Genomic DNA, 13,762 nt, shown 5'->3' on the forward strand with positions numbered 1-13,762 from the left:
TCGTGATCGCCCACAGATGCGGTCTTCAATCACAGGAGAGTCCCATGAAACTGTTGCACATCGATTCGAGCATCCTGGGCGACAATTCCGCCTCGCGCCAGTTGAGCCGTGAAGTGGTCGAAGCCTGGAAGGCTGCAGACCCGAGCGTTGAAGTGATTTACCGCGACCTGGCTGCCGATGCCATTGCCCACTTCTCCGCCGCCACCCTGGTGGCTGCAGGCACCCCTGAAGACGTACGCGACGCGGCCCAGGCTTTCGAAGCCAAGCTCAGCGCAGAGACGCTCGAAGAGTTCCTGGCTGCCGATGCCGTGGTAATTGGCGCGCCAATGTACAACTTCACCGTGCCGACCCAGCTAAAAGCCTGGATTGACCGTGTGGCCGTCGCCGGCAAGACATTCCGTTACACTGAAGCAGGCCCGGAAGGCCTGTGCGGCAACAAGAAAGTGGTGCTGGTTTCCACCGCGGGTGGCCTGCACGCTGGCCAGCCGACCGGCGCCGGGCATGAAGACTTCCTGAAAGTGTTCCTGGGCTTCATTGGGATTACCGACCTGGAAATTGTCCGCGCCCACGGCCTGGCCTATGGCCCGGAGCAGCGCAGCCAGGCGATCGATGCTGCACAGGCGCAGATCGCCAACGAGCTGTTTGCTGCTGCCTGATCAAGGGAGCGGTTGGTTGCAGGCGTGGCCTTGTCGAAGCACAAGGCCACTCCAACCTGTAGAAGCGTTCAGGCCACCGGGATAAGCGGATCAGCTGCCGCCAGGGCCGCTGCCCGGTCAGCCGCTGGCGGATAAATCCACACTGAATTGATCTGGCGCTTCAGCGCCTTGGCTTCGGTCTTGTCCTCCGGTGGCGAAACCACACGGTCCCATCCTTCGGTGTACACCGCGCCCCAGGCCCCCAGGTCCAGGCACGTCACGTACTTGGGCTGGCTGTAAGCCATCGGTGCCACGCCCAGCAACTCGGCAGCGGCATTGTTGCCCGCATGGCGCCCCAGCGGAATCGCATGCTGGCACGACATCACGGCATGATTGCCAAGCGCGTCACAGGTGGCGTAAGCCACGTCTCCAGCTGCATACACGGCCTCATTGCCCTTGACCTTCAGGTTGCCATCGACATGCAAACGGCCGCGGTTGTCGCGCTCGCCGCTGATCTGTTCGGTGAGCGGGTTGGCCTTGAAGCCAACAGTCCAGACCACCGTGCTGGCGTCGATACGCTGGCCGTTGTCCAGCTGTACACCGGCAGGGTCTACCGAAACCACCGTGGCACCGCAAACCCACTCCACGCCCAGGGCCTCGCACGCCTGCTCGATGGCTGGGCGGATGCCGTCACCCAGGGCTGCGCCAATCCTGGCGCCGCGGTCGATTACCACTACGCGCAACGCGGCGTCTTCGCCCAGTATCGCGCGCAAGCGGGCCGGCAGTTCGGTGGCCGTTTCGATGCCGGTAAAACCGCCCCCGGCTACCACCACGGTATTGCGCGCCGGCGTGTTCGGCAGGCTGGCCAGCGACTTCAGGTGGATTTCCAGGCGTGCGGCACTGTCGAGCTTGTCGACATCGAAGACATGCTCGATGCCAACCATGTCAGGGCGATCGAGCACACTGCCGCAGGCCATGATCAGGCGGTCGTAGGGCAGGGCGCACCGAGTGCCACTGCGGGTGCGATAGCCCACGCGGCGGGCCGCTTCATCGATATGGAATGCCGTGCCCGGCACGAAGCGGACATTTACAACATCGAGCAGTGCCTGCAGTGGTGCGGCCATGGTATGCACGTCTGGCTCGTAGAAGCGCGGACGCACATGCAGTTCAGCCTGGGGTGCGAGCAAGGTGACCTCGACGTCCTTGCTGGCGTTGAGGTCAAGCTGGCGGATGGCGCTGAGCGCGCTCCACAGGCCGGCAAAGCCCGCACCAATGATCAGGATCTGCTTCATGGTTGTGCTCCTTAGAAGTTCGGTGGACAAGGTAGACCGTGTTGCCGGTCAACGGTGTTACCAGTGCTTGCTGGAGTGCTTCAGAATGTTGGCGGCGTGATCACCCAGATCACCACGGCATCTACTTCACCGGGGTTGCCGTAGCGATGAGGTTCCTGGCTCGAGAAGCTGAAGCTGTCGCCTTCACTCAGTTGGAAATGCCGCTCGCCTACCCACAGCTCAAACGTGCCGCTGAGCAGGTAACCGGCTTCTTCACCGTCGTGGCTGTAACTTTGCTGGCTGTAGGTACCCGGAGGGAAACGTGAGTGCAGCATCTCCAGCTGGCGATTGGGCTGGGGGGTGAGCAGTTGATCGACGATGCCATCTTCGTAATGCACGCTCAGGCGGCTGTTGCGCCGCACCACATAGCCTTGGTCTTCGGGCGCGGTGGTGGCCTCGCTGGCGAAGAACCACTGGATGGTCACGCCCAGGCTGCGGGCGATGTTGAACAGCGCCGGGATCGACGGGTAGGAGAGGTTGCGCTCCAGCTGGCTGATGTAGCCTGCGGTCAGTTCACTGTGTGCGGCCAGCTCCGCCAGGGTCATGCCGCGGCGCTTGCGCAGGCCGCGGATGCGGGTGCCGAGGAACTGCGGCGCGGCGCCCCCGGGTTCGCTGGCGGGAGGCTGGGAGGGTTGGCTCATGCACGTCGGTCCATCGCAAAAGCCGCAGTATGTACAGCCTCAGAGTGCCCAGGCAACCGTCAGACCATCGTGAATCGCTTCTTCGGCCGTGCGCGGCGCCAGGCAGTCGCCAATCCGCCGCACGTCCACCACACCAGCCAGTTCAGTGGCCAGGCGGTCTTGAGGTTGATGCCCCATGCACAGCACCAGGGTGTCGATATCTTCGAAGATCATCGGATCGCCGCTGGCGGTGTGCTGCAGGTATACCGTGTTGTCGTCGCAGCCATAAAGGCGTGCGTATGGGGTGACAGGGATACCCAGGCGATGCAGCTCGCCGGCCAGTTGGTCACGTACATAAAGCGGCAGGCTCTCGCCGCAATGAGTGCCGTTGACCGCCAACTGAACCTGATGGCCTTCGCGCACCAGGCGTTCGGCGATACCGGGGCCGATCCAGTCACAGCGCCAGTCGATCACCAGCACCGAACGCCCGGGTTTCGCCTCGTTGCGCAACACTTGCCAGGCGTCCACTATCTGAAGTTCGCCGGTACGCTCGAACGCAGGCCAGTAGGGGATGGCGCCGGTAGCAGCGATGACCAGATCAGGGCGCTCACGTTCGACCAGTGCGCGGTCGACCCGGGTGTTGCGCACCACTTGTACCCCCGCCAAGGCCATTTCCCGTTGCAGGTTGGTGCTGGCACCCCCGAACTCGCTGCGCCGTGGCAGCAGCTGGGCGAGCAGCACCTGCCCACCGAGCTGCGGACCCGCCTCGTACAGAGTGACCTGGTGCCCGCGCGCAGCGGCCACGGCCGCGGCCTTCATGCCTGCAGGCCCACCGCCGGCGACCATTATGCGCTTGGGTGAGGAAGTGGGCGTAAGGTGCCCGTACTGTAACTCTCGGCCGGTTTCCGGGTGCTGGATGCAGGAAATGGGCAAGCCACGATGGAAATGGCCGATGCATGCCTGGTTGCAGGCGATGCAGGCGCGCACGTCTTCGACCTGGCCGCGTTTGGTTTTGACTGGCATCAACGGGTCGCAGATCAGCGCCCGGGTCATGCCGCACACATCAGCCTGGCCGCGAGCCAGGATCAGCTCGGCTTCCTGAGGCTGGTTGATGCGCCCGGTGACGAACAGGGGGATAGCCAGCTGTCGCTTGAAGGTGCCAGCCTCGCGGGCCAGGTACGCGGGTTCGATAGCCATTGGCGGGACGATATGGACCGCGCCACCCAGCGAGGCCGAGGTGCCGGCGACGACATGCAGGTAGTCGAGCTGGCCCTGCAAGGCCACGGCAGCAGCCAGTGACTCGTCTTCGCTCAGGCCTTGGCTGTCACGCTCGTCAGCGCTGATGCGCAGGCCAATGATGAACTGCTCATCGGTGGCGGCACGTACCGCGGCCAGCACTTCGCGCAAGAACCTCAGGCGCTGATCCAGATCGCCGTTGTAGCCATCACTGCGTACGTTTACCCGCGGGTTGAGAAACTGCGCGGGCAGGTAGCCATGACTGGCCACCACCTCGACGCCATCCAGCCCGGCCTGGTGCAGGCGGCGGGCGGCGCTGGCGTAGCCCTGGACGATTTCGTCGATCATTGCCTGGTCCAGCGCGCGCGGCATCACCCGGAAGCGCTCATTGGGCACCGCAGAGGCCGAGTAGGCTACCGCCAACAGGCCGTCTGCCGACTCCATGATCTCCCGCCCGGGGTGAAACAGTTGCGACAGCACCACGGTGCCGTGCGCATGGCAGGCCTCGGCAAGCTGGCGGTAGCCGTCGATGCAGGCATCGTCAGTGGCCATTAGCACATGCGAGGTGTAACGGGCACTGTCGTGCACCCCGGCGACCTGCAGCACGATCAAGCCGACGCCACCGGCAGCACGGTCGCGCTGGTAGGCGATCAGTTTGTCGTTGACCAGGTTGTCGGTGGGTAGGCAGGTGTCGTGCCCGGTGGACATGATGCGGTTCTTCAAACGTTTGCCGCGAATCTGCAAGGGCTCGAACAGATGAGGGAAGGCGGTCTGCATCACGCGGCTCCGGTACAGGGTTGTTATTTTTTCTTATAAAAGTGTAGCAATAGTAAAAAATCAACTTGTTTTTTTACTGGCGTCTGTCTAGGTTTTCCTCACTCGCATGGCGAGGGTGTGACCTCAGAACAACAAGAAAACGGGCCCGTCGGGCACCGGCAGGAGGAAACTACGATGCAGCTATTTCCAGGAGTGACCGGCCTTTGTGCAGCCTTGCTGGCCCTCGGCCTGGGCAATGCGCAAGCTGCGCAGCAGATGGTCGTGGTCGGTTATGGCGGCGCGGGCCAGAAGGCCCAGGATGAGGCAATTTTCAAGCCCTTCATTGCCCAGGACGGCAGCCAGCTGATCCAGGGTGAATACAACGGCGAAATGGCACGGATCCAGGTCATGGCTGACACCGGCCACGTCGATTGGGACGTGGTGCAGATCGAAGGGCCTGACTTGATGCGCGGCTGCGACGAGGGGATATACGAGCACCTGGACTGGCAGCGCCTGGGCCATGCAGCCGAACTGATCCCGGAAGCCGCACAGGATTGTGGTTCGGCCGCGCTGGTCTGGAGCGTGGCTATTGCCTATGACCGCAACAAGCTGGCCCAGGCGCCGGCCTCGTGGGCCGATTTCTGGGACATCAACAAGTACCCAGGCAAGCGCGGCCTGCGCAAGCGTGCGGTGTACAACCTGGAATTCGCGCTGTTGGCTGACGGGGTCAAGGTCGAGGACGTTTACCGCGTGCTGTCCACGCCGGCGGGTGTCGAGCGGGCCTTCGCCAAACTCAGCGAACTCAAGCCCCATATCCAGTGGTGGGACGCCGGCGCTCAACCCGCGCAATGGCTGGCAGCCGGCGACGTGGTGATGACCTCCACCTACAGCGGACGAATTGCGGTGGCGGCGCAGCAGGGCAGCCCGTTGGCTGTGGTATGGCCTGGCAGCCTGTACGGTATGGACTATTGGGCGATCATCAAAGGCTCGCGGCATGTCGACCAGGCCAAGCGGCTGATTGCCTATGCCAATCAGCCGGATACCCAGGTGCGGTATGTGCAGCAGATACCCTATGGGCCGACCAATACCCAGGCCGCAGCCAGGCTTGACCCGGCGCTGGCCAACTGGGTACCCACTTCGCCACAGAACCTGCAAGGGGCGCTGGCCATGAACGTGGAATTCTGGGTCGATCATGGCGAAGAACTGGAGCAGCGCTTCAACGCCTGGGCCAGCAAATAGCGTTCGGTAAAGGAAAACAAGATGACTGCAACGGAACAAAGCCTGCGTCGGGAGCTGGCTGCCTGCTACCGGCTGATCGCGCATTTTCGCATGAGCGATCTGATCTTCACGCATATCTCCCTGCGTCTGCCTGGGCCGGAGCACCATTTCCTGATCAACCCTTATGGCCTGCTCTTCGATGAGATTACAGCTTCCAGTCTGGTGAAGATCGACCTGCAAGGGCGGCCGGTGGGCGCTGCCCGTCATCCAGTCAACCCGGCCGGGTTCGTCATTCACAGTGCCATTCACGCTGCCCGCGAGGATGCCCGGTGCGTGCTGCACACCCACACCCGAGCAGGTTGCGCGGTGGCCGCACTGGAGTGTGGCTTGCTGCCGATCAACCAGATGTCCATGGAGTTTTACGGCAATGTGGCTTACCACGGCTACGAGGGCATTGCGCTGGACATGGATGAACAGCAACGGCTGGTGGCTGACCTGGGCAACAAGCCGGTGATGATTCTGCGCAACCATGGGCTGTTGACCACGGGACGCAGTGTGGCTGAAGCCTTCCTGCGCATGTACTACCTGGAAAAGGCTTGCGAGATCCAATTGGCGGCGCAGAGTGCTGGGCAACTGATATTGCCGTCGACTGAAGTGTGCAGGCATACCGAGCGGCAGTTCAACGCGCCGGGGAGAGGCTTGAAGCAGGGGGAACTGACCGACCCGGATGCGCTGCAATTGGCGTGGGCGGCATTGTTGCGAATGCTGGAAAAGGTGGCACCTGGTTATCAGGATTGAACCTGTTCTTTGATTTGGCAACGTTGACGTCCAGCCGACAGCGGGCGGACGGAACAGTCACTGTAGTGCAACCATTGGTTTCAACTGTGCTGGTCCGTTTTTATGGAATGCCTTTATGCTGTAACGAAATATGTCTAAAAAAGCCTGCAGAAGGAAGTCGCAATGCCACTCAAGGACCTGCTTATCGCCCTGGTGGTGATTGTCGCCTGGGGAGTCAACTTTGTGGTCATCAAGGTTGGCCTCGACGGGCTGCCGCCGATGCTGCTGGGGGCATTGCGTTTCTTGCTGGTGGCGTTCCCGGCGATCTTGCTGGTCAGACGGCCCAAACTGCCATGGCGCTGGCTGATCGCTTACGGTGCGACCATTTCACTGGGCCAGTTCGCGTTCCTGTTTCAGGCCATGTACAGCGGCATGCCGCCAGGGTTGGCTTCGTTGATCCTGCAGTCGCAAGCTTTCTTCACCCTCGGTTTTGCTGCGTTGTTTCTCGGTGAGCGGCTGCGCCTGGCCAGCGTGCTGGGGCTGCTGGTGGCGGCCGGCGGCCTGGCACTGATCGGCAGCGAAGACGGCGGCCATGTGCCCATGCTGGCGTTGGTGCTGACCCTGTGTGGCGGTGCAATGTGGGGCCTGGGGAACATCATTACCCGGCGGTTCGGCTCGGTCGACCTGGTCGCGTTGGTGATCTGGGGTGGGCTGATACCGCCACTGCCATTCCTGGCACTGTCCTGGTGGCTGGAAGGCCCCGACCGCATTGGCCATGCCTTGGCCAATATCAGTTGGAGTTCGGTGCTGGCCCTGGCGTATCTGGCCTTTGTGGCCACCATGCTCGGCTACAGCCTGTGGAGCAAGTTGCTGTCGCGTCACCCGGCAGGCAAGGTGGCGCCGTTCTCGCTGCTGGTACCGGTGATTGGCCTGAGTTCGTCGGCTTTGCTGCTGGGAGAGCGCCTGACCGCCACTCAGGGCTGGGGCGCATTGCTGGTGATGGCCGGGCTGCTGGTGAATGTATTCGGTGCGCGCATCGGTCAGCGCTTGCGAGCTGCCAACGCGTAGGCGCTTAAATCTGCTGAGCTGCGCTCTGTTAGAATCGGCCTCTTTTTGTCAGGCCAACGGAGCGCATCCATGATCATTTCCACCACCAGCCAGCTCGAAGGCCGCCCGATTGCCGAATACCTGGGCGTGGTCAGTTCCGAATCGGTGCAGGGCATCAACTTCGTGCGCGATTTCTTTACACGGTTTCGCGACTTCTTCGGCGGTCGTTCGCAAACCCTGGAAAGCGCGTTGCGCGAGGCCCGGGAGCAGGCCACTGAAGAACTCAAGGCCCGGGCACGACAGTTGCAAGCCGATGCGGTAGTGGGGGTGGACTTTGAGATCAGCATGCCGTCGGTACAGGGTGGCATGGTCGTGGTATTTGCTACCGGCACAGCAGTACGCCTGAGGTAAAGCCTTCTGCCACTGGTCGGCTACAAGGTTCTTGTCCGGTCGGTCCGCAAATGACCAGCTAGTCTCACTCTCACAGGCCGCGTTTCCTGGGCAACTTGTCTGGTTGCCGGCGCGACCGCCACCGGAGGGACACTGGGCATGAGCGAATCCTTTTTCGAAGACCTGAACGATGCGTTCCCTATCAACAGCCAGGTGCGTTGCGGCCAGGCGGCATTTCGCCTGGGTTTCGCCCACATGACGCTGGATGATTCCGAACAGCTCCAGCCTGCACATTTGCAGCGCAGCAAAAAAGGCCGCTTCATGCCGCGGGTACCGATCAAGAAGTGAGCCCGCGCCTGCACACGCCCCCCGCCCAACGGCGGGGTTTTTATTGCCATTCGTTGATCCGCCTCATGGTATTGCCCGGTAGCGCTCGCCGGATGGCCCGGCCTGTGGTTTTCTGGCGCGGCATTCCAGCGACGGAGGATTGAATGCTCATGCGAGTCAGGGAAGAAACCTATTGGCAGTGGGCCGACGCACAGTTGCACAGCCGCTGCCACGACGAAGCACTCAGCGACGGCACCACACTGGACGTGCAGGTGCGCTTGTCGCGCCTGGGGGCGACGCAGTTGTTTCTGGGGGTGTACGCCGGGGATGGGCGGGCGGTGCTGGAAGAGTATTACCCGGCGCTGCCGGGCGAGACCATGACCCGTGCGCTGGTGTGGGGTGTCGACCGCGCCAGGGCGATGGCAACGGGCGCCTTGCCTTTGCCGGAAACCCGCTTGCAGCGGCGCCAGGCATGAAAAAGCCCGGCCTGTGCGGGCCGGGCTTTGGTAAGGGTGCGAACCCTCAATTCAGCGGTTCGATCACCTTGACTGCCTGCTGCTCACGGGCAGCGGGCCATTCTTGTTGCAGGGTCTGCAGCACGCGGCCGACGAATTCGGTGTCTGCGGCGGCTTTCTTGCCGACGTAGCCTTGGCCACGGCGGTAGACCTTGAAGCGGGCACGCATGCTGGGCAGGTGCTCTTCAAATTCATCTTCGACGGTGTTCGGTGGCAGGCGGTCGAGGCGCACTTCACCGGTTTGGCTAACCCACAGCAGATGGTCGTCAAGGCTGTCCTTGCGCACGGCAAACAGCTGGGCCAATTGGTCGATAGTCGGATTGTTGTTCAAGTTCATCATAAAGCCCCCATTACCCATTCATAGGTGATTTTCACAGTTGGCGCTATCACGGTGTAGCGCACTACCAAGGCTGCTACAGCAGCATCGCAACAGGGGCTTTCTCACGCTGCCTTTTGGACAGTTTCCCTCTCCACGGACGGCCTGCGTTACCGCGCAGGCCGTCTGGAACACCCTTGCCACCGCTCCCGATCGGGGAGACGGCTTCATCATGCCCAAGGGCGATGAACGGCGTCAACCGTTTTGTAGTGATTTTTTTTGCTCACTACATTCTGTCGTTTTGTCCGACAATCACAGCTCGCGTCACAAGCCGGAAAGGATGTCGAAGGCGGCTTGCACCCGCGCTTGGTTGGGGTAATTCCGATTGGCCAGCAACACGACTGCCAGCTGTTCTGCGGGTACAAACGCGGCATACGCGCCGAAGCCATTGGTGGAACCAGTCTTGTTGTACCAGGCTGCCGGTAGCGCGGGCAGGGCCGGCTGCAAGCGAGTGGTTGCCTGCGGTTCACGGATCAGCAGCGAGCTGTTGCCATCGATCAGTGTGCGCAGCGTGACCGGGTAGGGGTAGCGTTCCCAGCCCAGGCCTTGCGTCATGGCGCCGACCTGGAAATAGCCTTGCTGGGTAATGGCGGTGGCTTTCACCAAGGCCGGCGGCAGGCCCTGCGGCTGCATGTGCAGGCGCACATAGCGCAGCAGGTCGCTGGCGCTGGTTTTGATGCCGTAGGCCTCGTCGGCGTAAGGGCCCGGACCCATGCGCACCGGCTTGTCGGCGGCGTCATACCCTTGGGCATAAAGGCCCTGGGCGCTGGCCGGAACCTGAAGGTAGGTATTTTTCAGGCCCATCTTCGTCAGCAGGCCCTCATTCATCAGCGTGGAAAACGGTTGGTGCTGCGCACGGGCGGCAAGGTCACCGAACAAGCCCAGGCTGGGGTTCGAGTAGCAGCGCTGGGTGCCGGGTTTGGCGCGAGGTTGCCAGTGGCGGAAGAAATCGACTACCTGTTGCGGCGTTTGCACAGATTCGGGGAACTGCAGTGGCAGGCAGTCGGCGCTATAGGCGCCCAGTTCCAGCACCGTTGCGTCGCCGATGGGGGCGCCGGCCAGTGCCGGGTGGTAGCGCTTGGCCGGGGCCTGGAGGTCAAGCTTGCCCTCGGCGCTGGCAAGCGCGGCCAGTGTGGCAGTGTAGGTCTTGCTCAGCGAACCAATCTCGAACAGCGTATCGCGGCTCACCGGTACGTTGTCGGCCTTGCTGGCCACGCCGTAGCTGAAGTAATGCGCGTGGTCGCGTGCATAGATGGCCACAGCCATGCCGGTGATGCCTTGTTCCTGCATGAGCGGGCGGATGATCTGGTCGACCTTGGCCTGTAACTGGTCGTCGGCCTGGGCGCTGGTATGGCCAAAAGCGAGGGTGATGGCGGCTGCAAGTACAGCCAGACGTGGGCGGAACATGGTGGGTCCTTTTGTGGAGCGTGTCCGTTGAGCGATATCACTCGGGGTTCCGGCGTTAGCGACGGAGAGCCAAAGAACTTATCGTCTGCCCAGCCACCATGACAAGATGGATACAGTGATGAAGTATTTGCGCATGTTATTTGACAATTTCACCCTGGCCTTGCTCGGTGTGGTACTCATCGCCACCGTGCTGCCTTGCTCGGGCGATGGCGCGGTATATTTCGGCTGGCTGACCAACCTGGCCATTGGCCTGTTGTTCTTCCTGCATGGCGCCAAACTGTCGCGTGAAGCCATCATTACCGGTGCCGGGCACTGGCGCCTGCACCTACTGGTGTTCTCCTGTACTTTCGTATTGTTCCCACTGCTGGGCCTGGCGTTCAAACCTCTGTTCGTACCGCTGGTGGGTAACGAGCTTTACCTTGGCATCCTGTACCTGTGTGCCTTGCCTGCCACCGTGCAGTCGGCCATTGCCTTTACTTCGCTGGCCCGCGGTAACGTGCCAGCGGCCATCTGCAGCGCGGCGGCCTCCAGCCTGCTGGGTATCTTCCTCACACCGTTGCTGGTGATGTTGTTGCTGGGTGCCAGTGGTGATACGGGGTCCGGTCTGGATGCGGTATTGAAGATCACTTTGCAGCTGCTGGTGCCGTTCGTTGCCGGGCAGATCGCGCGGCGCTGGATCGGTGCCTGGGTCAAGCGCAATGCGCGCTGGCTCAAGGTGGTGGACCAGGGTTCGATCCTGCTGGTGGTGTACACCGCCTTCAGTGAGGCCGTGGTTACCGGGCTGTGGCACACCGTATCGCCGCAGCACCTGGCGGGGTTGTTCGTGGTGTGCGCAATTCTGCTGGCAGTGGTGCTGTTTGGCACACGCATGCTTGGCAAGGCGCTGGGCTTCGACCTTGAGGATCGCATCACCATCCTGTTTGCCGGCTCCAAGAAAAGCCTGGCCACGGGGGTGCCCATGGCCCAGGTGTTGTTCGTGGGCAGTGGCATTGGCGCGATGATCTTGCCGCTAATGCTGTTCCACCAGATACAGCTGATGGTGTGTGCTGTGCTGGCGCAGCGCTATGCCAGCCGTGACCAGGCGGTGGAAGCCTCGGCGGTGTCCTGAACGCCTTCGCGCTCCCATGCAGGAGCGCAATGGCAGCGATCAGCGGGCCTGGCCTGAACGACGCTCGCGCAGCGCCTTGCCGACTTCGGCCTCGATCTTGTAGGCCGGCCCCTCCAGGTCGTCGAAGTTGCGCGTATAGCGTCGGGCAAACTCCTCCACGCCCAGTTCCTGATACTGCTGCACATGCTTGAGCTCGTGCGCCCACAAGGCAACGTTGTCCTCGGCATCGGCGGCCCGGCGGAAGATGATCGTGTCGATCAGTGTAACGGCGTTCACATCGGGGTTCTGCAATAGCGCATTGGCTGCGCTCATTTGTTGCTCATCCCCCACCCGAAAGCGCGCCGCGTCGAGCACGGCAAAGTCATACCAAGGTTCAAGCTGCGCCCGGATATGCAACGGAATCGGCTGCACACCGCTGGCCGTGGCTTCGTCACGGGCCTGGCGCAAGGCGTAGGTCAGGCTGGACGAGGCCATGACCTCCACATCCTTGAGGATCTGCCCGGCCTGGCCTGGGTCGATCGGGGCGCAGAAACAGCCCATCAGGCACACCTGATACTGCCCGGGCGGGCAGGCCTGTTCGGCATGCGCTGGCAGGGCCAGCAGCAACCCCAGCAGCGCACTAATCCGCCTCATGCAGGGCCTGTTCGACAAACTGGCGGCTGGCGCCCAGTACTTGCGCTTGCACGCTTTCACTGGCCAGCATGCGCCCGACCAGCAATGCCCCTACGCACTGGCTGATCAGCACCCAGGCCAGTTGCTCATCCTCCAGGGTTGTGCTCCAGGCCTGGTGCAGTTCTACCAGCCAGTGCTCCGCCACTTCACGCACCGGTGTGTCGGCCCGGGCGATTTCCACACCCAACGGCGGCAATGGGCATCCACCTTCGGCATTGCGCAGGTGGGCCAGGCTCAGGTACTGCTGCAGGCAGCGGCCAAGGCGTTCGCGGTTGGCGCCCTGGCAGGCCAGGCGTATCAGGGGGCTGTTGCTCAGCTCCTGGCGTACCACCTCGGTAAACAGGTCGTCCTTGGACGGGAAGTGGTTGTAGAAGGCACCGCCGGTCAGGCCGATCGCTTTCATCAGCCCGGCCACGCCGGTACTGGCAAACCCCCCGCGCTTGGCCAGCGCGCCGCTGCTGGCCAGCAGCCGTTCGCGGGTTTGCTGTTTGTGTTCGTTGGAATAGCGCATTCACATGCCTCGACAGACAGGCTTGACGATGACCGCGATCATAGCATAGCGTTCGTTTACTAAACGATCATTTACCCATGGAGGCAGGCATGTCAGAACAACAAAAAGTCGTGCTGGTGATCGGGGCGGGCGACGCCACTGGGGGCGAAATCGCCAAGCGCTTTGCGCGTGAGGGTTACATTGCCTGCGTAACCCGGCGCCAGGCCGACAAACTGCAGCCGCTGCTGGAGGAAATACAGGCCGCTGGCGGCCGGGCCTACGGTTTTGGCTCTGATGCGCGCAAGGAAGAGGAGGTGGCCGCGCTGGTGGAGACTATCGAGCGTGATATAGGCCCGATTGAGGCATTTGTCTTCAATATCGGTGCGAATGTACCGTGCAGCATCCTCGAGGAAACCCCGCGCAAGTACTTCAAGATCTGGGAAATGGCCTGCTTTGCCGGTTTCCTCACCGCGCAGGCGGTGGCCCGGCGCATGGTTCAGCGTGAGCGTGGCACCCTCCTGTTCACCGGTGCTACAGCCGGCACTCGCGGTGCAGCCGGTTTTGCCGCTTTCGCCGGGGCCAAGCATGGCTTGCGTGCCTTGGCACAGAGCATGGCGCGCGAGTTGGGGCCACGCAACATCCATGTCGCCCATGTGGTGGTGGACGGTGCCATCGACACGGCCTTCATCCGCGACAGCTTCCCCGAGCGCTATGCCCTCAAGGACCAGGATGGCATCCTTGACCCGGCGCACATTGCCGACAGTTACTGGTTCCTGCACGCCCAGCCCCGCGACGCCTGGACCTTCGAGCTGGACCTGCGCCCCTGGATGGAACGCTGGTAAACCCCCGTTAACTCG

At 62.3% G+C, this 13,762-nt stretch carries 16 protein-coding genes; 9 read left to right on the forward strand and 7 right to left on the reverse strand.

Annotation, left to right across the window (positions count from 1 at the left end; translation table 11 throughout):
• The first annotated feature begins 44 nt into the window (after nucleotides 1-44).
• Nucleotides 45-656, forward strand: a complete 612-nt coding sequence (locus tag ACE4QZ_RS11890) for an FMN-dependent NADH-azoreductase (RefSeq protein ID WP_021782358.1) — start codon at nucleotides 45-47, stop codon at nucleotides 654-656.
• Nucleotides 657-724: 68 nt separating this feature from the next.
• Here the strand turns inward: ACE4QZ_RS11890 and ACE4QZ_RS11895 are convergent, their stop codons facing one another.
• From ACE4QZ_RS11895 to ACE4QZ_RS11905, 3 genes are all read right to left on the reverse strand, one after another.
• Nucleotides 725-1,927 (reverse strand): NAD(P)/FAD-dependent oxidoreductase, encoded by a 1,203-nt coding sequence (locus ACE4QZ_RS11895; RefSeq protein ID WP_021782359.1) that lies wholly within the window; start codon nucleotides 1,925-1,927, stop codon nucleotides 725-727.
• A gap of 80 nt (nucleotides 1,928-2,007) precedes the next feature.
• Nucleotides 2,008-2,607 (reverse strand): helix-turn-helix domain-containing protein, encoded by a 600-nt coding sequence (locus ACE4QZ_RS11900; RefSeq protein ID WP_017147667.1) that lies wholly within the window; start codon nucleotides 2,605-2,607, stop codon nucleotides 2,008-2,010.
• Nucleotides 2,608-2,646: 39 nt separating this feature from the next.
• Nucleotides 2,647-4,599: an FAD-dependent oxidoreductase gene (locus ACE4QZ_RS11905; protein ID WP_053870399.1), complete on the reverse strand. Its 1,953-nt coding sequence runs from the start codon at nucleotides 4,597-4,599 to the stop codon at nucleotides 2,647-2,649.
• 174 nt (nucleotides 4,600-4,773) lie between these two features.
• Here ACE4QZ_RS11905 and ACE4QZ_RS11910 point away from each other — a divergent pair, with 174 nt between their 5' ends.
• The 6 genes from ACE4QZ_RS11910 to ACE4QZ_RS11935 all read left to right on the forward strand — a co-directional run bounded on the left by ACE4QZ_RS11910 (nucleotide 4,774) and on the right by ACE4QZ_RS11935 (nucleotide 8,813).
• Nucleotides 4,774-5,817 carry an ABC transporter substrate-binding protein gene (locus tag ACE4QZ_RS11910; protein ID WP_103462416.1) on the forward strand — a complete coding sequence of 348 codons (1,044 nt, stop codon included), beginning with the start codon at nucleotides 4,774-4,776 and terminating at the stop codon, nucleotides 5,815-5,817.
• A 21-nt stretch (nucleotides 5,818-5,838) separates the two neighbouring features.
• Nucleotides 5,839-6,594: a class II aldolase/adducin family protein gene (locus ACE4QZ_RS11915; RefSeq protein WP_084850762.1), complete on the forward strand. Its 756-nt coding sequence runs from the start codon at nucleotides 5,839-5,841 to the stop codon at nucleotides 6,592-6,594.
• A gap of 162 nt (nucleotides 6,595-6,756) precedes the next feature.
• Nucleotides 6,757-7,641: an EamA family transporter gene (locus ACE4QZ_RS11920; protein WP_021782363.1), complete on the forward strand. Its 885-nt coding sequence runs from the start codon at nucleotides 6,757-6,759 to the stop codon at nucleotides 7,639-7,641.
• 69 nt (nucleotides 7,642-7,710) lie between these two features.
• Nucleotides 7,711-8,031, forward strand: coding sequence for a YbjQ family protein (locus ACE4QZ_RS11925; protein ID WP_021782364.1), 321 nt, complete (start codon nucleotides 7,711-7,713; stop codon nucleotides 8,029-8,031).
• A 138-nt stretch (nucleotides 8,032-8,169) separates the two neighbouring features.
• Complete coding sequence (locus ACE4QZ_RS11930; protein WP_021782365.1) at nucleotides 8,170-8,358, forward strand: hypothetical protein; 189 nt, start codon at nucleotides 8,170-8,172, stop codon at nucleotides 8,356-8,358.
• A gap of 143 nt (nucleotides 8,359-8,501) precedes the next feature.
• Nucleotides 8,502-8,813: a hypothetical protein gene (locus ACE4QZ_RS11935; protein ID WP_021782366.1), complete on the forward strand. Its 312-nt coding sequence runs from the start codon at nucleotides 8,502-8,504 to the stop codon at nucleotides 8,811-8,813.
• A 46-nt stretch (nucleotides 8,814-8,859) separates the two neighbouring features.
• Here the strand turns inward: ACE4QZ_RS11935 and ACE4QZ_RS11940 are convergent, their stop codons facing one another.
• Nucleotides 8,860-9,192, reverse strand: a complete 333-nt coding sequence (locus tag ACE4QZ_RS11940) for a hypothetical protein (RefSeq protein ID WP_003253895.1) — start codon at nucleotides 9,190-9,192, stop codon at nucleotides 8,860-8,862.
• 300 nt (nucleotides 9,193-9,492) lie between these two features.
• Nucleotides 9,493-10,635: a class C beta-lactamase gene (gene ampC, locus ACE4QZ_RS11945; RefSeq protein ID WP_021782367.1), complete on the reverse strand. Its 1,143-nt coding sequence runs from the start codon at nucleotides 10,633-10,635 to the stop codon at nucleotides 9,493-9,495.
• Nucleotides 10,636-10,741: 106 nt separating this feature from the next.
• On the opposite strand from ampC, the gene ACE4QZ_RS11950 reads away from it, so the two are divergent.
• Nucleotides 10,742-11,743, forward strand: a complete 1,002-nt coding sequence (locus tag ACE4QZ_RS11950) for a bile acid:sodium symporter family protein (protein ID WP_021782368.1) — start codon at nucleotides 10,742-10,744, stop codon at nucleotides 11,741-11,743.
• A gap of 39 nt (nucleotides 11,744-11,782) precedes the next feature.
• Here the strand turns inward: ACE4QZ_RS11950 and ACE4QZ_RS11955 are convergent, their stop codons facing one another.
• Nucleotides 11,783-12,376 carry a DUF4157 domain-containing protein gene (locus ACE4QZ_RS11955; protein WP_021782369.1) on the reverse strand — a complete coding sequence of 198 codons (594 nt, stop codon included), beginning with the start codon at nucleotides 12,374-12,376 and terminating at the stop codon, nucleotides 11,783-11,785.
• Nucleotides 12,363-12,926: a TetR/AcrR family transcriptional regulator gene (locus tag ACE4QZ_RS11960; protein ID WP_021782370.1), complete on the reverse strand. Its 564-nt coding sequence runs from the start codon at nucleotides 12,924-12,926 to the stop codon at nucleotides 12,363-12,365. Before ACE4QZ_RS11960 ends, ACE4QZ_RS11955 begins: the two co-directional genes overlap by 14 nt.
• Nucleotides 12,927-13,015: 89 nt before the next feature.
• Here ACE4QZ_RS11960 and ACE4QZ_RS11965 point away from each other — a divergent pair, with 89 nt between their 5' ends.
• Entirely contained in the window at nucleotides 13,016-13,747 is a 732-nt protein-coding gene (locus ACE4QZ_RS11965) for an SDR family oxidoreductase (RefSeq protein ID WP_103469743.1), read from the forward strand.
• The last annotated feature ends 15 nt before the right edge of the window (nucleotides 13,748-13,762 follow it).

It is taken from the genome of Pseudomonas sp. DCA-1, assembly GCF_046523955.1.
GTDB lineage: Bacteria > Pseudomonadota > Gammaproteobacteria > Pseudomonadales > Pseudomonadaceae > Aquipseudomonas > Aquipseudomonas putida_Y.

Excerpts from the sequence above, each read along its gene's own strand:
- ACE4QZ_RS11890 (WP_021782358.1), top strand. The coding sequence starts at position 45 with ATGAAACTGTTGCACATCGATTCGAGCATCCTGGGCGACAATTCCGCC.
- ampC (WP_021782367.1), bottom strand. The coding sequence starts at position 10,635 with ATGTTCCGCCCACGTCTGGCTGTACTTGCAGCCGCCATCACCCTCGCT.
- ACE4QZ_RS11895 (WP_021782359.1), bottom strand. The coding sequence starts at position 1,927 with ATGAAGCAGATCCTGATCATTGGTGCGGGCTTTGCCGGCCTGTGGAGC.
- ACE4QZ_RS11955 (WP_021782369.1), bottom strand. The coding sequence starts at position 12,376 with ATGAGGCGGATTAGTGCGCTGCTGGGGTTGCTGCTGGCCCTGCCAGCG.
- ACE4QZ_RS11905 (WP_053870399.1), bottom strand. The coding sequence starts at position 4,599 with ATGCAGACCGCCTTCCCTCATCTGTTCGAGCCCTTGCAGATTCGCGGC.
- ACE4QZ_RS11910 (WP_103462416.1), top strand. The coding sequence starts at position 4,774 with ATGCAGCTATTTCCAGGAGTGACCGGCCTTTGTGCAGCCTTGCTGGCC.
- ACE4QZ_RS11960 (WP_021782370.1), bottom strand. The coding sequence starts at position 12,926 with ATGCGCTATTCCAACGAACACAAACAGCAAACCCGCGAACGGCTGCTG.
- ACE4QZ_RS11950 (WP_021782368.1), top strand. The coding sequence starts at position 10,742 with ATGGATACAGTGATGAAGTATTTGCGCATGTTATTTGACAATTTCACC.
- ACE4QZ_RS11930 (WP_021782365.1), top strand. The coding sequence starts at position 8,170 with ATGAGCGAATCCTTTTTCGAAGACCTGAACGATGCGTTCCCTATCAAC.
- ACE4QZ_RS11915 (WP_084850762.1), top strand. The coding sequence starts at position 5,839 with ATGACTGCAACGGAACAAAGCCTGCGTCGGGAGCTGGCTGCCTGCTAC.
- ACE4QZ_RS11940 (WP_003253895.1), bottom strand. The coding sequence starts at position 9,192 with ATGATGAACTTGAACAACAATCCGACTATCGACCAATTGGCCCAGCTG.
- ACE4QZ_RS11935 (WP_021782366.1), top strand. The coding sequence starts at position 8,502 with ATGCTCATGCGAGTCAGGGAAGAAACCTATTGGCAGTGGGCCGACGCA.
- ACE4QZ_RS11920 (WP_021782363.1), top strand. The coding sequence starts at position 6,757 with ATGCCACTCAAGGACCTGCTTATCGCCCTGGTGGTGATTGTCGCCTGG.
- ACE4QZ_RS11925 (WP_021782364.1), top strand. The coding sequence starts at position 7,711 with ATGATCATTTCCACCACCAGCCAGCTCGAAGGCCGCCCGATTGCCGAA.
- ACE4QZ_RS11965 (WP_103469743.1), top strand. The coding sequence starts at position 13,016 with ATGTCAGAACAACAAAAAGTCGTGCTGGTGATCGGGGCGGGCGACGCC.
- ACE4QZ_RS11900 (WP_017147667.1), bottom strand. The coding sequence starts at position 2,607 with ATGAGCCAACCCTCCCAGCCTCCCGCCAGCGAACCCGGGGGCGCCGCG.